This is a genomic window from Polaromonas sp. (assembly GCF_039930745.1).
Lineage (GTDB): Bacteria > Pseudomonadota > Gammaproteobacteria > Burkholderiales > Burkholderiaceae_C > Polaromonas.
Window position 1 is genome coordinate 53,113 of record NZ_JBDTTH010000004.1, and the last position, 14,755, is coordinate 67,867.

Annotated in this window: 18 protein-coding genes; 16 read left to right on the forward strand and 2 right to left on the reverse strand. The window is 62.3% G+C overall.

Annotation, left to right across the window (positions count from 1 at the left end):
- Nucleotides 1–13 precede the first annotated feature (13 nt).
- The 5 genes from ABI660_RS02740 to ABI660_RS02760 all read left to right on the forward strand — a co-directional run bounded on the left by ABI660_RS02740 (nucleotide 14) and on the right by ABI660_RS02760 (nucleotide 4,271).
- Nucleotides 14–1,042, forward strand: a complete 1,029-nt coding sequence (locus ABI660_RS02740; RefSeq protein ID WP_348064698.1) for a dienelactone hydrolase — start codon at nucleotides 14–16, stop codon at nucleotides 1,040–1,042.
- Nucleotides 1,039–2,022: an alpha/beta fold hydrolase gene (locus tag ABI660_RS02745; protein WP_348064699.1), complete on the forward strand. Its 984-nt coding sequence runs from the start codon at nucleotides 1,039–1,041 to the stop codon at nucleotides 2,020–2,022. Before ABI660_RS02740 ends, ABI660_RS02745 begins: the two co-directional genes overlap by 4 nt.
- 71 nt (nucleotides 2,023–2,093) lie before the next feature.
- On the forward strand, nucleotides 2,094–2,390 hold the full coding sequence (locus ABI660_RS02750) for a 2TM domain-containing protein (RefSeq protein ID WP_348064701.1): 297 nt from the start codon (nucleotides 2,094–2,096) through the stop codon (nucleotides 2,388–2,390).
- Between the two features lie 10 nt (nucleotides 2,391–2,400).
- Nucleotides 2,401–3,444: a histidine kinase gene (locus tag ABI660_RS02755; protein WP_348064703.1), complete on the forward strand. Its 1,044-nt coding sequence runs from the start codon at nucleotides 2,401–2,403 to the stop codon at nucleotides 3,442–3,444.
- On the forward strand, nucleotides 3,441–4,271 hold the full coding sequence (locus tag ABI660_RS02760; RefSeq protein ID WP_348064705.1) for a LytTR family DNA-binding domain-containing protein: 831 nt from the start codon (nucleotides 3,441–3,443) through the stop codon (nucleotides 4,269–4,271). Before ABI660_RS02755 ends, ABI660_RS02760 begins: the two co-directional genes overlap by 4 nt.
- 26 nt (nucleotides 4,272–4,297) lie before the next feature.
- Here the strand turns inward: ABI660_RS02760 and ABI660_RS02765 are convergent, their stop codons facing one another.
- The gene (locus ABI660_RS02765) at nucleotides 4,298–6,313 is read right to left on the reverse strand and encodes a prolyl oligopeptidase family serine peptidase (RefSeq protein WP_348064707.1); all 2,016 of its coding nucleotides are present in this window, start codon (nucleotides 6,311–6,313) and stop codon (nucleotides 4,298–4,300) included.
- Between the two features lie 112 nt (nucleotides 6,314–6,425).
- Between ABI660_RS02765 and ABI660_RS02770 the strand changes: the two genes are divergently transcribed.
- From ABI660_RS02770 to ABI660_RS02780, 3 genes are all read left to right on the forward strand, one after another.
- Complete coding sequence (locus ABI660_RS02770; RefSeq protein ID WP_348064709.1) at nucleotides 6,426–7,046, forward strand: DUF924 family protein; 621 nt, start codon at nucleotides 6,426–6,428, stop codon at nucleotides 7,044–7,046.
- A 457-nt stretch (nucleotides 7,047–7,503) separates the two neighbouring features.
- On the forward strand, nucleotides 7,504–7,962 hold the full coding sequence (locus ABI660_RS02775; RefSeq protein ID WP_348064711.1) for a hypothetical protein: 459 nt from the start codon (nucleotides 7,504–7,506) through the stop codon (nucleotides 7,960–7,962).
- A 246-nt stretch (nucleotides 7,963–8,208) separates the two neighbouring features.
- Nucleotides 8,209–8,796 (forward strand): DUF3455 domain-containing protein, encoded by a 588-nt coding sequence (locus tag ABI660_RS02780; RefSeq protein ID WP_348064713.1) that lies wholly within the window; start codon nucleotides 8,209–8,211, stop codon nucleotides 8,794–8,796.
- Nucleotides 8,797–8,880: 84 nt separating this feature from the next.
- Here the strand turns inward: ABI660_RS02780 and ABI660_RS02785 are convergent, their stop codons facing one another.
- Complete coding sequence (locus ABI660_RS02785; protein ID WP_348064715.1) at nucleotides 8,881–9,288, reverse strand: hypothetical protein; 408 nt, start codon at nucleotides 9,286–9,288, stop codon at nucleotides 8,881–8,883.
- Nucleotides 9,289–9,435: 147 nt separating this feature from the next.
- On the opposite strand from ABI660_RS02785, the gene ABI660_RS02790 reads away from it, so the two are divergent.
- The 8 genes from ABI660_RS02790 (at nucleotide 9,436) to ABI660_RS02825 (ending at nucleotide 14,752) form a co-directional block, all read left to right on the forward strand.
- Nucleotides 9,436–11,262 (forward strand): glutamine--tRNA ligase/YqeY domain fusion protein, encoded by a 1,827-nt coding sequence (locus ABI660_RS02790; RefSeq protein WP_348064717.1) that lies wholly within the window; start codon nucleotides 9,436–9,438, stop codon nucleotides 11,260–11,262.
- 59 nt (nucleotides 11,263–11,321) lie between these two features.
- Nucleotides 11,322–11,552 (forward strand): addiction module protein, encoded by a 231-nt coding sequence (locus ABI660_RS02795; RefSeq protein WP_348064719.1) that lies wholly within the window; start codon nucleotides 11,322–11,324, stop codon nucleotides 11,550–11,552.
- Complete coding sequence (locus ABI660_RS02800) at nucleotides 11,549–11,707, forward strand: hypothetical protein (protein WP_348064721.1); 159 nt, start codon at nucleotides 11,549–11,551, stop codon at nucleotides 11,705–11,707. Before ABI660_RS02795 ends, ABI660_RS02800 begins: the two co-directional genes overlap by 4 nt.
- A 39-nt stretch (nucleotides 11,708–11,746) precedes the next feature.
- Nucleotides 11,747–12,724, forward strand: coding sequence for a hypothetical protein (locus ABI660_RS02805; protein ID WP_348064723.1), 978 nt, complete (start codon nucleotides 11,747–11,749; stop codon nucleotides 12,722–12,724).
- A gap of 35 nt (nucleotides 12,725–12,759) precedes the next feature.
- Nucleotides 12,760–13,596: a methyltransferase domain-containing protein gene (locus tag ABI660_RS02810; protein ID WP_348064725.1), complete on the forward strand. Its 837-nt coding sequence runs from the start codon at nucleotides 12,760–12,762 to the stop codon at nucleotides 13,594–13,596.
- Between the two features lie 149 nt (nucleotides 13,597–13,745).
- Nucleotides 13,746–14,036, forward strand: coding sequence for a nucleotidyltransferase family protein (locus tag ABI660_RS02815; protein WP_348064727.1), 291 nt, complete (start codon nucleotides 13,746–13,748; stop codon nucleotides 14,034–14,036).
- Nucleotides 14,037–14,142: 106 nt separating this feature from the next.
- The gene (locus ABI660_RS02820; RefSeq protein WP_348064729.1) at nucleotides 14,143–14,388 is read left to right on the forward strand and encodes a HepT-like ribonuclease domain-containing protein; all 246 of its coding nucleotides are present in this window, start codon (nucleotides 14,143–14,145) and stop codon (nucleotides 14,386–14,388) included.
- A gap of 142 nt (nucleotides 14,389–14,530) precedes the next feature.
- Complete coding sequence (locus tag ABI660_RS02825) at nucleotides 14,531–14,752, forward strand: hypothetical protein (RefSeq protein WP_348064731.1); 222 nt, start codon at nucleotides 14,531–14,533, stop codon at nucleotides 14,750–14,752.
- The last annotated feature ends 3 nt before the right edge of the window (nucleotides 14,753–14,755 follow it).

The following is a 14,755-nucleotide window of genomic DNA, read 5'->3' on the forward strand; positions in this document are numbered from 1 at the left end:
AGAAAGAACCGCCATGAAAAAACACCTGCTCACCTGCGTACTCCTCTTCGCCTTCGCAAATGCCCAGGCGGGCATCGGTCTTACCGAACTTCCCGGTCAGGAAGGCGACGGGCCGGTCAGCGTTTTTTACCCTTCCAGCGATGAAGACAAGGCGCTGCAGCGAGGCCCCTTCGCCTTGCAGCTCGCCTGGCAAGGCGCGCCGGTACGGGGCAACGGTCGCCTGGTCGTCATCTCGCACGGCTCGGGCGGCAACCCCTGGGTGCATGCAGACCTGGCGCGCACGCTGGTTCAAGCCGGTTTCGTGGTGGCCTTCCCCCAACACCGGGGCGACCACACCGGGCAGTTCACCGATCCCGGCCCCGTCAGCTGGAAGCTGCGCCCGGCCGAAGTATCGCGCGCCATCGATGCGGTGGCACAAAGCCCGCAGTTCGCAACGCTGCTGGCGCTGGACAAAACCGGCGTGTACGGCGGATCCGCAGGCGGCCATACCGCGCTGACACTGGCCGGCGGGCGCTGGTCACCGGCGGCGTTTCGCCGGCACTGCGATGCCCACATTGCCGACGACTTTTCTTCATGCGTGGGCTTTATCACCCGCCTGCGCGGCAACATCCTGGACGGGCTCAAGAAAACCGTGGCATTGGGCGTGATTCGCCAGCGTTTTGACGACACCAACTGGTACAGCCACAAGGACCCACGCATCCAGGCCGCTGTGGCCAGCGTTCCTTTTGCCGCCGACTTCGACATGGCCTCGCTGGCCGCACCACGCATTCCGCTGGGGCTGATCGTGGCGCACCAGGACATCAACCAAGCGCCGCGTTTTCACATCGATGCCGTGCGCGCCGTGTGCGCGTCATGCACCATCATTGCCGACCTGCCCAACGCGGGCCACGGCGCCATGCTGTCTCCGTTGCCCCCATTCAAGCCTGGCACGATCGAAGCCGAATTGTTGGGCGACCCGCCCGGTTTTGACCGCAGCATGCTGCCCGAGGTAGACCGCAAAATCACCGCTTTTTTCCGCCAACACCTGCTGCCCACACCATGAAAACTTCAAGCCTCATTCCCCGCATCCTCGGCATCGTCGTGTTTGCCGCACTGGCGCTCCTGATGGCCGCGCTGGCTGCCGCCATCGCTTTCGGCGGGCCAGCGCCGATTGCGCCCTTGGCCAGCGTCAACGACCCGTTTGCCAAAGCCGATTTTTCAGGCGTGCCTTCCCCGCGCAGCTTTACCGCGCGTGACGGCACCGCACTGGCCTGGCTGCACTACCCGGCCGCCGGCCCTGTGCAGAACGCGCGCCGTGTGGTGCTGGTCCACGGCTCGTCGGCGCGGGCGCACAGCATGCATGTGCTGGCGCGCGCCCTGGCAAGTGCCGGCTTTGAAGTGGCCGCGCTCGACATGCGCGGCCACGGCGACTCGGGTCCCCGCGGCCAGGCCGCTTACGTGGGCCAGCTGGAAGACGATGTGGAAGACTTCATGCGCGCGGTTCCCCATGCGGGGCCCAGCACCCTGGTGGGCCACTCGCGCGGCGGCGGCTTTGTGCTGCGCTTCGCAGGCAGCGCCAGGCAATCTTTGTTTGACCGCTACGTGCTGCTGTCGCCCTACCTGCGCCACGACGCACCCACAGCCCGGCCCAACGACGGCGGATGGGCAACAATGGGCTTGCCGCGGCTCCTGGGGCTGCACCTGATCAACCTCGCCGGTGTAACCACCTGGAACCACCTGCCCGTACTCAATTTTGCGCTGAACGACGCAGCACGCCCCATGCTCACCCCCTCGTACTCATACAACCTCGCTAACAGCTTCGGACCGCACAACGACTACGTGGGCGACATCCGCGCCGCCCGCGGTGCGCTGCACATCGTCGCCGGCCGCGACGACGAACTTTTCCACGCCGAACGCTTTGCTGAAGTATTTAGCGCCGCAGGCAAAACGGTGCCGGTGACGCTGGTTCCCGGTGTCAACCACATGGGCCTCACCCTGGACAGCGCCGCTTTTGACGCGGTCATCCATGCCTGCTGCACCTGAGCGGCCTCACCGGAAAACGCCGCCCCCATGAACTGTGAAAACGTCAATAGAATGCTTCATCACCTTCCCCTATGAACACTCCACTGAACTCCGAACAGATAGAACGCCTGGCGCACAGGCGTGCGAGCGCCAAGCTGGGCTGGTATTTCCACGCCGCGGTTTACGTGCTGGTCAACTTCTTCCTTTTCGCGACGGCATACTTCGGGCTGCGCTCGCGGCCCTGGAACCCCTACGCCACAATGGGTTGGGGCCTGGGCTTGGCGCTGCACGGCGTCTCGGTGTTCGTGCTGGGCAAGGGCAGCGGCCTGCGCGAGCGCATGGTCGCGCAGGAACGCGAGCGCCTCAAGCGCGAGCACGGCGGCCAGTGAAGCCCCGGCCGTGAAGACCGACTGGCATTCCAAGCTGCAGCGCATGCTGCAGGTCTGGGCCTTCAGCTTGGTTATCGCGACCATCCTGTACGCCTTCCAGCCCGAAAAGCCCTACGGCCCGCCGGTCGTCTACTCGATCTTGATCGGCACTTTCACCTGGGCCATCATCGACTTGGGCCGCGACCTTTTCCCTTCCAGCGCGGAAACGGGCTGGCCGCAGGGCATCGCCGGCCTGGGCCTGGTGCTGGGTGGCATCGCAGGCGGCTACTTCCTGGGCTTCCTCATCGCCGACAAGTTGTGCGTGTTCTTCCAGTTCTACCCGGCTGGGCCGGCGCCGGAAAGGGAAGGGCAGCTGCGCTTGTCCATCCTCATCAGCGGGCTGGCCGGCATCGCCGGCAGCTACTACTTCTACAGCCGCAGCAAGAGCGCCTACCTCCAGCGCAAGATGACCGAGGCCACCAATCACGCGAGCGAGGCGCGCCTGAAGCTGCTGGAGACGCAGCTGGAACCGCACATGCTGTTCAACACACTGGCCAACCTGCGCGTGTTGATTGCCACCGACCCGCAGCGTGCGCAGGTCATGCTGGACCACATGATTGCCTACCTGCGCGCCACCCTGGGCGCCTCACTGAGCGCCACCCACACGCTGCAGGCCGAGTTCGACCGCCTGCGCGATTACTTCGAATTGATGGCCATCCGCATGGGCCCGCGCCTGCGCTACACGCTGGAGCTTCCGCCCGAGCTGGCACAGCACCCCGTGCCCACCCTGCTGCTGCAGCCGCTGGTTGAAAACAGCATCAAGCACGGGCTGGAGCCCAAGGTCGAAGGCGGGCGCATCACCGTCAGCGCACGGCACGAGGGTGATGCGCTGGTGCTGGAAGTGCTGGACACCGGCGTCGGCCTGGCCGGCACTGACGAAGACCGCCCCGGTTTCGGTGTGGCCCAGGTGCGCGAGCGGCTTGCCAGTACCTATGGCACGTCAACCGCTATCGAATTGGTAGCTAATGGTTCAGGTGGAACAAGGGCTACGGCCAGATTTCCTTATAAATCATGAGCAGCCACCCGGCCACAGCACTGATCGCCGAGGACGAGCCCCTGCTGGCCCAGGCCCTGCAGGCCGAGCTGGCGCGCGCCTGGCCCGCGCTGCGTGTGCTGGCCACTGTCGGTGATGGTGCCTCCGCGGTGACGCAGGCGCTGCAGTTGCTGCCCGAGGTGCTGTTTTTCGACATCCGCATGCCCGGCCAGAGCGGGCTGGAAGCCGCGGCCGAGCTGGCTGACGAATGGCCGCAAGACGAGCCCTTTCCCGCGCTGGTGTTTGTGACCGCCTACGACCAGTACGCCGTGCAGGCTTTTGAAGCGCAGGCCGTGGACTACCTGCTCAAGCCCGTGCAAGCCGCGCGCCTGCAAAAAACAGTGTCAAAAGTGCAGCTAGCCCTTTCAGTACGGGCGCAAGCAGCTATTAATTCAATAGCAGATGCAAGCCACACATCAGACCAGACCCTGGACCAGTTGCGTCAACTGCTGGCCGCCACCCGCGCGCCAGCGCCGGAAAGCGGCCCCCTGAAAGTGCTGCAGATCAGCGTGGGCACCAGCATTCGCATGGTGCCGGTGAGCGACGTGGTTTACTTTGAAGCGGCCGACAAATACGTGCGGGTGCTCACCGCCGACCATGAGTACCTGATTCGCACCCCCTTGAAGGAACTGTTGCCCCAGCTGGATGCGCAAAGCTTCTGGCAGATTCATCGCGGCACCGTGGTACAGGCCGGTGCCATTGACGCGGTGAGCCGGGACGAAGCAGGCAAGCTTAGCCTAAGCCTGCGCGGCCGCCCGGAAAAACTGGCGGTCAGCCGGCTCTACAGCTCGCTGTTCCGCGCCCTCTAGCGCCAGGCGGAAAGCGCGCGCAGCGTCTACCGCGGCATCAACTGGTAATAGTCAAAGCCCGCACTGCGTCCGCCCAGGCAGCCAGCCAGTTTGTCCTCGATGGTGCGCCACATGGCCAAGCGGTTGCGCCACTTCGAAATGCTGTGCCCCTCGTCGGTAAAAAGCAGGTACTCCACCGGGCGACCCAGCTTTTTCAGCCCGGCTAGAACATCGTCCGAATCCTGGCGCAACACGCGAATATCGTTGCCGCCATGCACCACCAGCAGTGGCGCGGTGATCTTGTCCAGGTGCGTGATCGGCGAGTTCGCCAGCATCTGCGCGCGGTCTTCGGGCTTGTTCACGTCGCCGTAGAAACGGGCAAACATGTGACGGCTGCGCCAGAACGCAGGCCAGCTGTCCGCCAGACGCGGCCAGTTGGCGACACCCACCACATCCACGCCGCAGGCGTAGTCATGCGGTTTCTGGATCAGCTGCGCCAGTACCGAAAACCCGCCAAAACTGGCGCCCATCACCGCCAGGCGTTTCGGGTCAGCCACCTTCTGGTCAATCGCCCACTGCACGCCTTCGGCAATGTCTTTTTGCAGGCGGCCAAAATATTCGCGCTCACCGGCCCACATGTGCTCACGCCCGTAACCTGCCGAGCCGCGGTAGTTCAGCGTCATCACCGCGTAACCGCGGTTGGCCAGCAGCTGTGGCGAATCAAACACCGCGGGGCTCCAGCTCTCGCGCACCCAGGGGCCGCCGTGGATGGACACCACCATGGGCACCGGGCCCTTCACACCCCGCGGGCGAATCAGATAGCCGTGGATGACTCGCCCATCTGAGGCCTTGAACGAAAACGGCTCCTCCTTCGCCAGCACCGAGGCCGCTTCGCGCTGTAGTGGATTCAGCCGCTTCACCTGGCCGGTGCGGCGGTCCAGCAGCAACTCGGCTGAATCAAAGTGCCCCACGCTGCGCAGCACCACAAGTTGCTGGTCTTCGCTAAAGCCCTGGGGGCGCGTGATCACCGGCTCGGCCGGCAACAGCCCGGCGGCCAGTGCCTTTTGCACGGCGGCCTGCACGTCGCGTTCCATTGCCGCATCCAGGTAGCTGATGCGCGGCATGTCGGGTTCGAACACATAGGCCATCGGCCCGCCCGTGGTGCCAAAAAATGCCGTGCTCAAGTCCACCTGGTCGTGGGCTGCAACTACCCGCTCCTGACCACTGGCCAGGTCTACTTCCAGCAGCGCACTTTTGTCGCGGCCGATGTTGGATGTCACCCAGGCTTTGCCAGCCGCAGTGTCGACGCGATACATCCAGTAGCTGTCAAACCCGCCCACTGTCTTGAGCGTGCGCCAGCTGCCGTCGGGCCGCAACAGCTCAATGGCCACGTCCGAGCCATCGGCGCGGCCAAGCTGGCGGGCCCGGCCGACCAGTTCGCGGTTGAGGCCCAGAATCCAGCTCGTTACCGTGCCGTCACTGCGTGCCATCTCTCTAAAACTGCGGGTCTGCGCATCGCCTTCGTACAGGTCAAGCGTCGATTTGTCGCGCCGATTGCTGGCAAAGAAAAATTTGGCGCCACTGAAACCCGAGCGCCCCAGATACACCGAGCGCACGCCCCGCCATGGCGTGACGTCCCATGGCGCCAGCACGCTGGACTGCGCGTCCTGTACGAACAGCTGGGTGTTTTCATCACCTGTCAGGTCCTTGCTGTAAAGCACATGCCGGCTGTCGGCCATCCAGGTGAGGGTACCGCCGCCGCGCCCCTGGTTGCCGACGGCATACGTCGTCACGGGGCTGCCCTCGGCAAGCTGGCGCACAGCCAGCCCCCCATCCGTTGCGACTGTTTGCCGCCACATCAGGCGCTGCCCGTCTGGCGACAACACAAAGCCCGCGGCGAAATCAATATTGGCAACAAAGCGGCGAACCGGCACCAACGGCGCAAGCTCTCCGCTGCCTTGCGCAGCGGCCAGATTCGAGTGGGTGGGCGCGGTGGTGCAGGCCGCCAGGGCCAGCAGGACCAGCGCAGCACTGACGGCTGCCGGGATTCGACTGAAAGACATGGGAATCCTCCTCCTTGTTTTGCCCGTTGTTGATCTTGGGGCCTCTGGGTCCCGGCCATCATAGTCGCGGCAACCTTGGCTCAGCCAAAGGCGCAGGTATCATCACGCAGCCATGACACAGCCTTCACGCCAGCCCGGCGCATCCCCGTCGAACGAGTCCTTCACACCGCAACAGGTTCTCGACTTCTGGTTCAGCGGGGACATGAGCAAACGCTGGTTTTCCGGCGGGCCTGAACTCGACGAAGAAATTCGCAGCAAGTTCGGCAGGCTGGTGGCGCTCGCCCAGGCCGGCGGCCTGACCGACTGGGAAGCCGAGCCGCAAAGCCGGCTGGCGCTGGTCATTGTGCTCGACCAGTTTTCGCGCAACATCTTTCGCGGCAAGGCCAAAGCCTTTGCCGGCGACGCCCGCGCCCAGCAACTGGTAACCGACGCACTGGCGCGCGGGTTCGATGAGCAGCTGCCGTGGATGGGCCGCGTCTTCCTGTACATGCCGCTCATGCACGCCGAAAACCTGCCTCTTCAGGAAGAATCGGTCAGGCGCTTCACCGCGCTGGCAGAAGCGGTGCCGGAGGCTTTGCGCAGCGGCGTGCGCAGCTCGCTCGACTTCGCCATCCAGCACCGCGACATCATTGCCCGCCTGGGCCGGTTTCCGTACCGCAATGCAGCGCTGAGCCGAACCAACACCGCGCTGGAATTCGATTTCCTGAAAATCGGCCCGCGCTTCGGGCAGTAGAACTGCCCCACCTACCCCGGGCTGCGCCTCTCGAAAAGCTGCGCGCATCACCGTGCACGGCTTGATTTTTTTCATGCCGTGCCGTCCCGGTGTGAGTCCGCCTGCCTCCTGTGCCATGGACGGTTCAAAACTAACCCTCCACAAGGCCATGTAAGCACCCGCTTCCCGTCACCGCATTGGAGACAGACCTTTTTGCGCCACCCGGGACCGGCTTTTTTTTGATGCATGCACGGAAACAGGTTTTTTGCTCGCACGGCGCAAGCGCGGCGTCCTACAGACGGTTACACCTCGCGCAGATCAACTTGGAACTGACAAAACCACAGCGAGGCCCGCCGTCATGAACCGCCTTTTGCCAACACCACCGCCGTACAGCGGCAAACGGCGGCTTCCTACAAGCCCGGCCCCGTCTTTGCGGTTTACTGAATGCTACCCAGCCTGCCGAAAGGAGTGACCTGCCATGAAAAAAATGCGCCACACATTTCGCGTGATTAGCCTGGGCCTTGGCTTGGCCCTGCTGGTGGTCACCGGCACGGCGGCCATGATCGGTGCCTTTTCCGGCCCTGCTCTGGACCCCGGGTTGTACCCGCCTGTCGCCATCGGCCCCGCCGCGGGCTCCCATCCCCCGCATTCGAGTGATGACAGCGTGCTTTATGAGCGCGTGGCCCGTAGCGACGGTAGCCATCTGTGGGTGCTGACGGAAGAATCTCCTTTGGGGGGAGCGCAGCCTGGAGCGCGCGAGACGCTGGCCGCCACCACAGCGCCCGTCGCAGGCTTGCAACAAGTCAGCTATGCGCTGCAGGCCAAACCGGCCGGCTTCAGCAGGGCGCCCAAAAATTGCACCAGTACCTCCCAGGGCAGCAGCAAACCCAAAGCACTCAGCAGTAGTTATGACATTTCGTGCGTTTCCCTTGGCTAAGTGACACTTTGGTTTTCGGCGTGCCCAACCGGGGGCGCTGAGAGAGCTGCCCCAGCGGGGGCATTCATTGCGAAAATTCCACTGTGCAGATTATTTGGTGTCTGCTGTGTTGACGTTCCGTGCTGCTGGAAGCAGTGAAAAATGTCACCAAAAGCAGCAACGCAAGTTACGATTCGCACGCTACCTGCACCGACAGCCCTGCACAACGGCACCAGTCAATGTGACGCGCTTACCCCTGGAGCCGCCTTGAAAACAAAAAGTCCACGTCTCTTCTTTTCGGCCCGACTGCTGTACAGCCTGCTTGTGGCCAGCAGCAGCGCCGCGTTGCTGGGCGCCTGCAGTTCCCGGCCACTCCAGCCCTACAACACGCAGCAAGACCTGCCCGCCGCCGTTCGTGTGCCGGCGGGCCACCAGGCCGTGTTGGAAGCCAGCGGCAATGGCCGGCTGCAGTATGAATGCCAGGCCGTCAGGCGCGCACCGTATGAGTACGAGTGGCTGCTGCGCAACCCCGGTCTGGAACTGACCGACACCTACGGCAAACGCATCACGCACAAGCCGGGCGCTCGCGCCAACTGGACACACCAGGACGGCTCCAGCGTCATTGCACGCGAATTTATTGAAGTACCCAACGGCAGCCACAACCTGCCGCTGCAACGCTACCGCGCCGAACCCTCCGAAACGCCAGGCGCGCTGCACGACATCACTTACGTGCAGCGCCTGCGAACCGTTGGCGGCTGGATACCCAGCCCCACTTGCAGCGCCCCGCAGCTGGGCATGCGCATGACCGTGCCTTATGAGGCTGACTATATTTTTTGGCGCGCCAAGGGCTCATGAAGCGCAGCCCGCATTGCCCAGCAAAAAGCCCGCAGGCTTGAAGCCTACGGGCTTTTTTGGGAAGCGCTACGAGAATTGATCTTCTCAACGATCGTGCCCGCCATGACCGTGGCCCCGGTGGCCGTGGCGGTAGCCATGGCCGCGGTAGTACACCGGCGGCGCAATGTAAACCGGTGGGCGCTGGTAATACACAGGTTGCGGCTGGTAATACACCGGCGCCGGCTGGTAATAAACAGGCCGCGGCGGGTAGTAAACCGGCTGGGGCTGCACATACACCGGTTGCGGGTGATACACGGGCTGCGAATACACCGGGTAAGCGTTGCTCACGCCGATCTGTGCGCCTGGCAGCGCCACGCCTACTGAAAATTGCACATCGCTGCGCGCCTGGGCGGCACCGCCAAATCCCAAGGCGGCCAGGGCGAGCGCCGCCGTGGCCCCTGCCATCAGAATGGTCCGCCTGGGTGAAGCGGCCTGAACGGTTGACTTAAGCATTGCTTTCTCCTTGAACCGGGCGGAAAGTGCCCATGTAGGTATTAAACGCCGAGGCATACAAACGGCCTACCGCACGCATGGTGAAGAGCGTACCCAAACGTAACCTCTGCACCGGCCTAGGAAGCGGCGAACACCTAGAATCGGCGCATGACCTCCCCTGCAGACAAAGAAACCCCCAAAACCAGCAATTTTTTACGCCAGATCATCGAGCATGACCTGGCCAAAGGCACATATTCAGGGCGGCAATGGGGCGGCAGCCCCGGCGACGGCGCCCACCACGCCGCCGGCCAGCCCGACCCCGCCAAGGTTCGCCTGCGCTTTCCGCCTGAGCCCAACGGCTATCTGCACGTCGGCCACGCCAAGAGCATTTGCCTGAATTTCGGCCTGGCGCGCGACTATGGCGGCGTGTGCCACCTGCGCTTTGACGACACCAACCCCGAAAAGGAAGACACCGAATACGTCGATTCCATCAAGGACGCCGTGCAGTGGCTGGGCTTTGACTGGCACAACGGTGGTCCTCTCGAGCAGGAAGTCAACCTGTACCAGGCCAGCGACTACTTCGACTTCATGTACCGCGCCGCCGAGTACCTGATTGAAACCGGCCACGCCTATGTGGACGAGCAGACCGCCGACGAGATGCGCCACAACCGCGGCGACTTCGTCAAACCCGGCGTCAACAGTCCGTTCCGCAACCGAACCCCGGCCGAAAACCTGGCGCGGTTTCGCGAAATGCGCGACCACCGGCACGCCGACGGCGCCATGGTGCTGCGCACGAAGATTGACATGGCTTCGCCCAACATCAACATGCGCGACCCGGCCATCTACCGCATACGCCGCGCCCACCACCACAACACCGGCGACAAATGGTGCATCTACCCGATGTACACCTTCGCACACCCGATTGAAGACGCGCTCGAGCAGATCACCCACAGCTTCTGCACGCTGGAGTTTGAAGACCAGCGCCCGTTTTACGACTGGCTGCTCGACAGGCTGGCCGAAGGCGGCCTGATTGCCACGCCGCACCCGCGCCAGTACGAATTTGCCCGGCTGAACCTCACCTATGTCATGACCAGCAAACGCAAGCTGGCCCAGCTGGTGTACGACCACAAGGTTTCCGGATGGGACGACCCCCGCATGCCAACCATCGTCGGCCTGCGCCGCCGCGGCTACACACCCGAGGCCATTCAGCTTTTTGCCGAGCGCATCGGCGTGACCAAAAGCGACAGCTGGATTGACTACAGCACGCTGGAAGGCGCTCTGCGCGACACGCTGGACCCCATCGTCCCCCGCGCCATGGCCGTGCTCGACCCCGTCAAGCTGGTGCTCACCAACTGGGACGAGGTCATGGGCGCAGACAAACTTGACGATTGCTCCGCCCCCGTGCACCCCCACCATGAAGACATGGGCAAGCGCCATTTCAAGATCGGCAAGGAAGTGTGGATTGAACGCACCGACTACGAAGAAGTGCCGCCCAAAGGTTTCTTCCGCCTCTTCCCCGCACACACCAACAGCAGCGGCCAGGCCATTGCCGCCAGCAAGGTCCGCCTGAAATACGGCCACGTGATCGAATGCGCGGGCGCGGTGAAAGACGCGGCAGGCAAGATCACCGAAGTACACGCCAAGCTGATCCCCGACACCAAAAGCGGCACCCCCGGTTCCGACGCCATCAAGGTCAAGGGTGTCATCACCTGGGTGGGCGTGAGCAATGCAGTGGAAGCCGAAGTGCGCTTGTACGACCGCCTGTTCACTGCAGAACACCCCGGCACGGGCGACAAGGATTTTCTGGAGGAGTTGAACGCTGACAGCCTGAAGACGGTGACGGCGTTTGTAGAGCCGTCACTGGCCGATGTGCCGGCGGGGATGCGCTTTCAGTTTGAGCGGCATGGGTACTTTGTCACTGATCTAATAAATCACAAGGCGGATAAGCCGGTGTTCAATCGGATTACGGGGATGAAAGACAGCTGGGTGAAATGAAGTCTGTACAAGCTGAAATATAGTAACGTTCTGATCGCCAAGATCGTCTGGAGCCTGCCATGTCAACTACTGAAACCCTGGGCGCACAAGCGGTACAACTTCCTCCCGATGAGCGTCTTGCGCTGGTCGAGAAAATTCTCGACAGCCTGGACGTACCGGATCCGTCACTGGATGGACTCTGGGCAACAGAGACCGATGACAGGCTTGCTGCATATCGGCGTGGCGAGATTCGCGCCGTCACGCTGTCCGAGGTACTTGCCAAGTATCAGGTAACGAGCAAAGCAGGATGAACATTCACCTGCTGGAGCCAGCACAGGCCGAACTTAATGACGCCGTTGCCTGGTATTCAAAACAGGCGCCAGGCTTTGGTGACGTATTTTTGCTTGAGACCCTCAAAACATTGAAGCTGCGGGTAAAACCGTATTCAATCGGGTCATGGGTATGAAAGACTCGTTTAGCAAGCAGCACCACCTTATCTCAACACATGCACCAGTTCTTTCGCCCCAATGGTTTCAACAAAATTCTGGGAATGTGGGGGTTGGCGGTAGCCCTGCTCATGCCGGCCACCAACCAGGCGCAGTTTGGCCGCGTTGATTTCAGCGAGCCCGGTGACTTTTCAGAATCTGCCATCCTGCGCGGCGTCAAAGCCACCCAGGCGCAATGCGCCGCGGCGGCCAACACCGTCTGGTCCGCCACGACAAGCTCGGGCGCTGAATGCCTCAAGTACTGGAAGGCCGGCTTTGGCGACAACCCCGTCAAACGCGCCATCGTGTTCTTTCACGGCGACGTCTTTGTAGGCGTGGGTAAGACCAGCAAAAACTACCTCGGCATGACCAATGCCCAGCTGCAGAAAAACGCCGACGAATGGGCAAAGAAACTGGGCATGCCTTATATCTTCATGGGCCGCCCCGGCACCCACGGCTCGTCCGGGGACCATATGCAGCGCAGACGCATTGACGAGTCGATAATCATTTCAACCGCGCTCGATGAACTCAAGAAGCGCCACGGCATTGAAGAATGGGTAGTCACCGGGCAAAGCGGTGGCGGCCACGTCACTTCCTCCTTGATCACCGAGCGCTCCGACATCGTGTGCGCCATCCCCACGTCAGCGCCCTCCTCGCCCCGCATCCGCTGGGAAATGATGGGGCGCACCAAAGACACCACCAACTACATCGATTCTTACGAGCCGTGGAAATTTATCGTCAAGGAAAAAACCAATCCTACGCTGCGTGTGTTTGTGCTGGGCAATCCAGATGACAAAAACGTGCTCTGGCCTTCACAAACCGTGATGGCCGACGCACTGAAAAAAGCGCAGGTTCCGGTTCAGTTACTGCAAGGTGAAGGCAGCGGGCCGGACATGCATGGCCTGGCAAATTCCTCGCGCATTGTGGCGGGATGGTGTGCGAAGGATTTGGGAACCGAGGAGATAGTAGCGCGGGCGAGTAAAGGGCTTAAGGGCTAACCGAGGAATGCGTCAATGACGAACAGGCCTATCCCATGACCCTGCCATTCCAACTCTCGCTACTTGCCAGCACCCTGTTTGTTGCCACCACCGCAGCCCACGCCCAACCCACCGAAGAAGTCCCCTTCATCACATCCCCCGACAACGTCACGCTAGAGATGCTGAGCAGCGCCGGCGTCAAGCGTGGCGACCATGTGATTGACCTGGGCTCGGGCGACGGGCGCATCGTGATTCTTGCGGCCAAGCGGTTTGAAGCCACCGGCCTGGGTGTGGAGATTGACCCGACGCTGGTGGCGAAAAGCAAGATCAACGTGCGCAAGGCGGGCGTGGCGGACAAGACAGAGTTTCTGGTGCAAGACCTTTTCAAGACTGACCTGGCGCAGGCCACGGTGGTCACCATGTATTTGCTGCAAGAGGTCAACCTGCTGTTGCGCCCCTCCCTTCTGGCACTCAAACCAGGCACGCGCATCGTCTCGCACGACTGGGACATGGGCGACTGGGCGCCTGACCGTACAACGGTGGTTCCAGTGCCAAACAAGGTGGTGGGCCGCGAGAAGTCGAGCAAGGTCCATTTGTGGACGGTGCCTGCGCGGGTGGAAGGCTTGTGGTGTGCGGGCGGGCTACTGCGCGGTGCAAGCATCAAGCTCACGCAGAAGTACCAGACGTTTGAAGGCACGCTGGCCTGGCGCGACCGCACGCGTGAACTGGCCGGCACCATCAGCGGCACCGAGCTGCGCACACCCGCAGGCAAGAGCGGAGAGCTGTTGCTGCAGGCCAGTGAGGATGCGCTTCGCATCACAGGCGCACAAGGCAACATGGCGCTGGCGCAAGGTGCATCCTTCACGCGTGCGGCGGGTGCAAGCTGCAACTGACGCACGCGGCGGTTCGCGTCTGGCCGCCATACATATACCCAAATCAGGGGCTATCGGTTTGCTACTGCATTGATAGCTGATTGCGCTTGCTCCACGGGGGCTGCAGCCTGATTCTGTTCATATTCCCTTAAGCCATCTAAACTTGCCGCATGCGTCCCTCTGAAGCCCTGTCCCTGCACCGCGCCGAAATTCGCGAGATTGCGCTGCGCCATCGCGTCAGTGGCGTCCGCGTTTTCGGGTCTGCGCTTCGCGGCGACGACGGCCCCGGCAGCGATCTGGATCTGCTGGTTGAGCCCACGGCACAAACCACGCTGATGGACATAGGCGCCATCCGATTCGAGCTCAAAAAGCTGCTGGGCCTGGAGGTCGACGTACTCATCCCCAACGGCCTGCCAGTCCGCTTTCGCGAGCAGGTGCTTCGCGAAGCCATGCCCGTATGAGCCGCACCGATCCGCTTCGAATTGCCGACTATTTGACGCACCGCACATCCTCGAAGCGATCCGGAACATTCAGTACTACACGGCGGACATGTCCATGAGCGACTTCATGCTTGACCGAAAAACGCAGGATGCGATGATCCGCAACCTTGAAGTGATTGGTGAGGCGTGCAACAACATCAGCAAAAATCACCCTGACTTTGTTTCGCTGCGCGCATCAGTACCCTGGGGCTTTGCCTATGAGATGCGCAACGCACTGTCTCATGGCTACTTCAAGGTGGATCATGCCGTCGTCTGGCAAACCCTGCAGCACGACCTGCCCGACCTGCAAAAGCAGATCGCAGCACTTTCCTGAGCCTTTTGGGCATGCCTCCGCGGGCGCCGCCAGGAACACCCGAGCTTGCAGTCGTCTTTCTCTGACATACAACTCGTGGCTGCGCGCGTAATATGTTTTTGCTGCCTCACAGGAGGCCGTTCAAACCATCCAGGAGATTTCCATGCCCAAATTCGCCACGATCACCGGTGACGTGACTTTCACACCGGGTGACGGTGTGCCCATTGAAATCCCCCAAGGGCGTGTGGAAGTCGGGCTGGAGCCTGACAGTGCCACCCTGAGCTGGGACGCGGGTGACGGCGTGGCCGCGGTGGCGGCCATTCCCATCAGCCAGTTCAACGATTACCTGCGCGACGGCAAGATCACCTGGGAAGCCGGGGAATAATCA

Coding starts and splice junctions, on each gene's coding strand:
- ABI660_RS02740 (WP_348064698.1), top strand. CDS start 14: ATGAAAAAACACCTGCTCACCTGCGTACTCCTCTTCGCCTTCGCAAAT.
- ABI660_RS02745 (WP_348064699.1), top strand. CDS start 1,039: ATGAAAACTTCAAGCCTCATTCCCCGCATCCTCGGCATCGTCGTGTTT.
- ABI660_RS02750 (WP_348064701.1), top strand. CDS start 2,094: ATGAACACTCCACTGAACTCCGAACAGATAGAACGCCTGGCGCACAGG.
- ABI660_RS02760 (WP_348064705.1), top strand. CDS start 3,441: ATGAGCAGCCACCCGGCCACAGCACTGATCGCCGAGGACGAGCCCCTG.
- ABI660_RS02765 (WP_348064707.1), bottom strand. CDS start 6,313: ATGTCTTTCAGTCGAATCCCGGCAGCCGTCAGTGCTGCGCTGGTCCTG.
- ABI660_RS02770 (WP_348064709.1), top strand. CDS start 6,426: ATGACACAGCCTTCACGCCAGCCCGGCGCATCCCCGTCGAACGAGTCC.
- ABI660_RS02775 (WP_348064711.1), top strand. CDS start 7,504: ATGAAAAAAATGCGCCACACATTTCGCGTGATTAGCCTGGGCCTTGGC.
- ABI660_RS02785 (WP_348064715.1), bottom strand. CDS start 9,288: ATGCTTAAGTCAACCGTTCAGGCCGCTTCACCCAGGCGGACCATTCTG.
- ABI660_RS02790 (WP_348064717.1), top strand. CDS start 9,436: ATGACCTCCCCTGCAGACAAAGAAACCCCCAAAACCAGCAATTTTTTA.
- ABI660_RS02795 (WP_348064719.1), top strand. CDS start 11,322: ATGTCAACTACTGAAACCCTGGGCGCACAAGCGGTACAACTTCCTCCC.
- ABI660_RS02800 (WP_348064721.1), top strand. CDS start 11,549: ATGAACATTCACCTGCTGGAGCCAGCACAGGCCGAACTTAATGACGCC.
- ABI660_RS02805 (WP_348064723.1), top strand. CDS start 11,747: ATGCACCAGTTCTTTCGCCCCAATGGTTTCAACAAAATTCTGGGAATG.
- ABI660_RS02810 (WP_348064725.1), top strand. CDS start 12,760: ATGACCCTGCCATTCCAACTCTCGCTACTTGCCAGCACCCTGTTTGTT.
- ABI660_RS02815 (WP_348064727.1), top strand. CDS start 13,746: ATGCGTCCCTCTGAAGCCCTGTCCCTGCACCGCGCCGAAATTCGCGAG.
- ABI660_RS02820 (WP_348064729.1), top strand. CDS start 14,143: ATGCTTGACCGAAAAACGCAGGATGCGATGATCCGCAACCTTGAAGTG.
- ABI660_RS02825 (WP_348064731.1), top strand. CDS start 14,531: ATGCCCAAATTCGCCACGATCACCGGTGACGTGACTTTCACACCGGGT.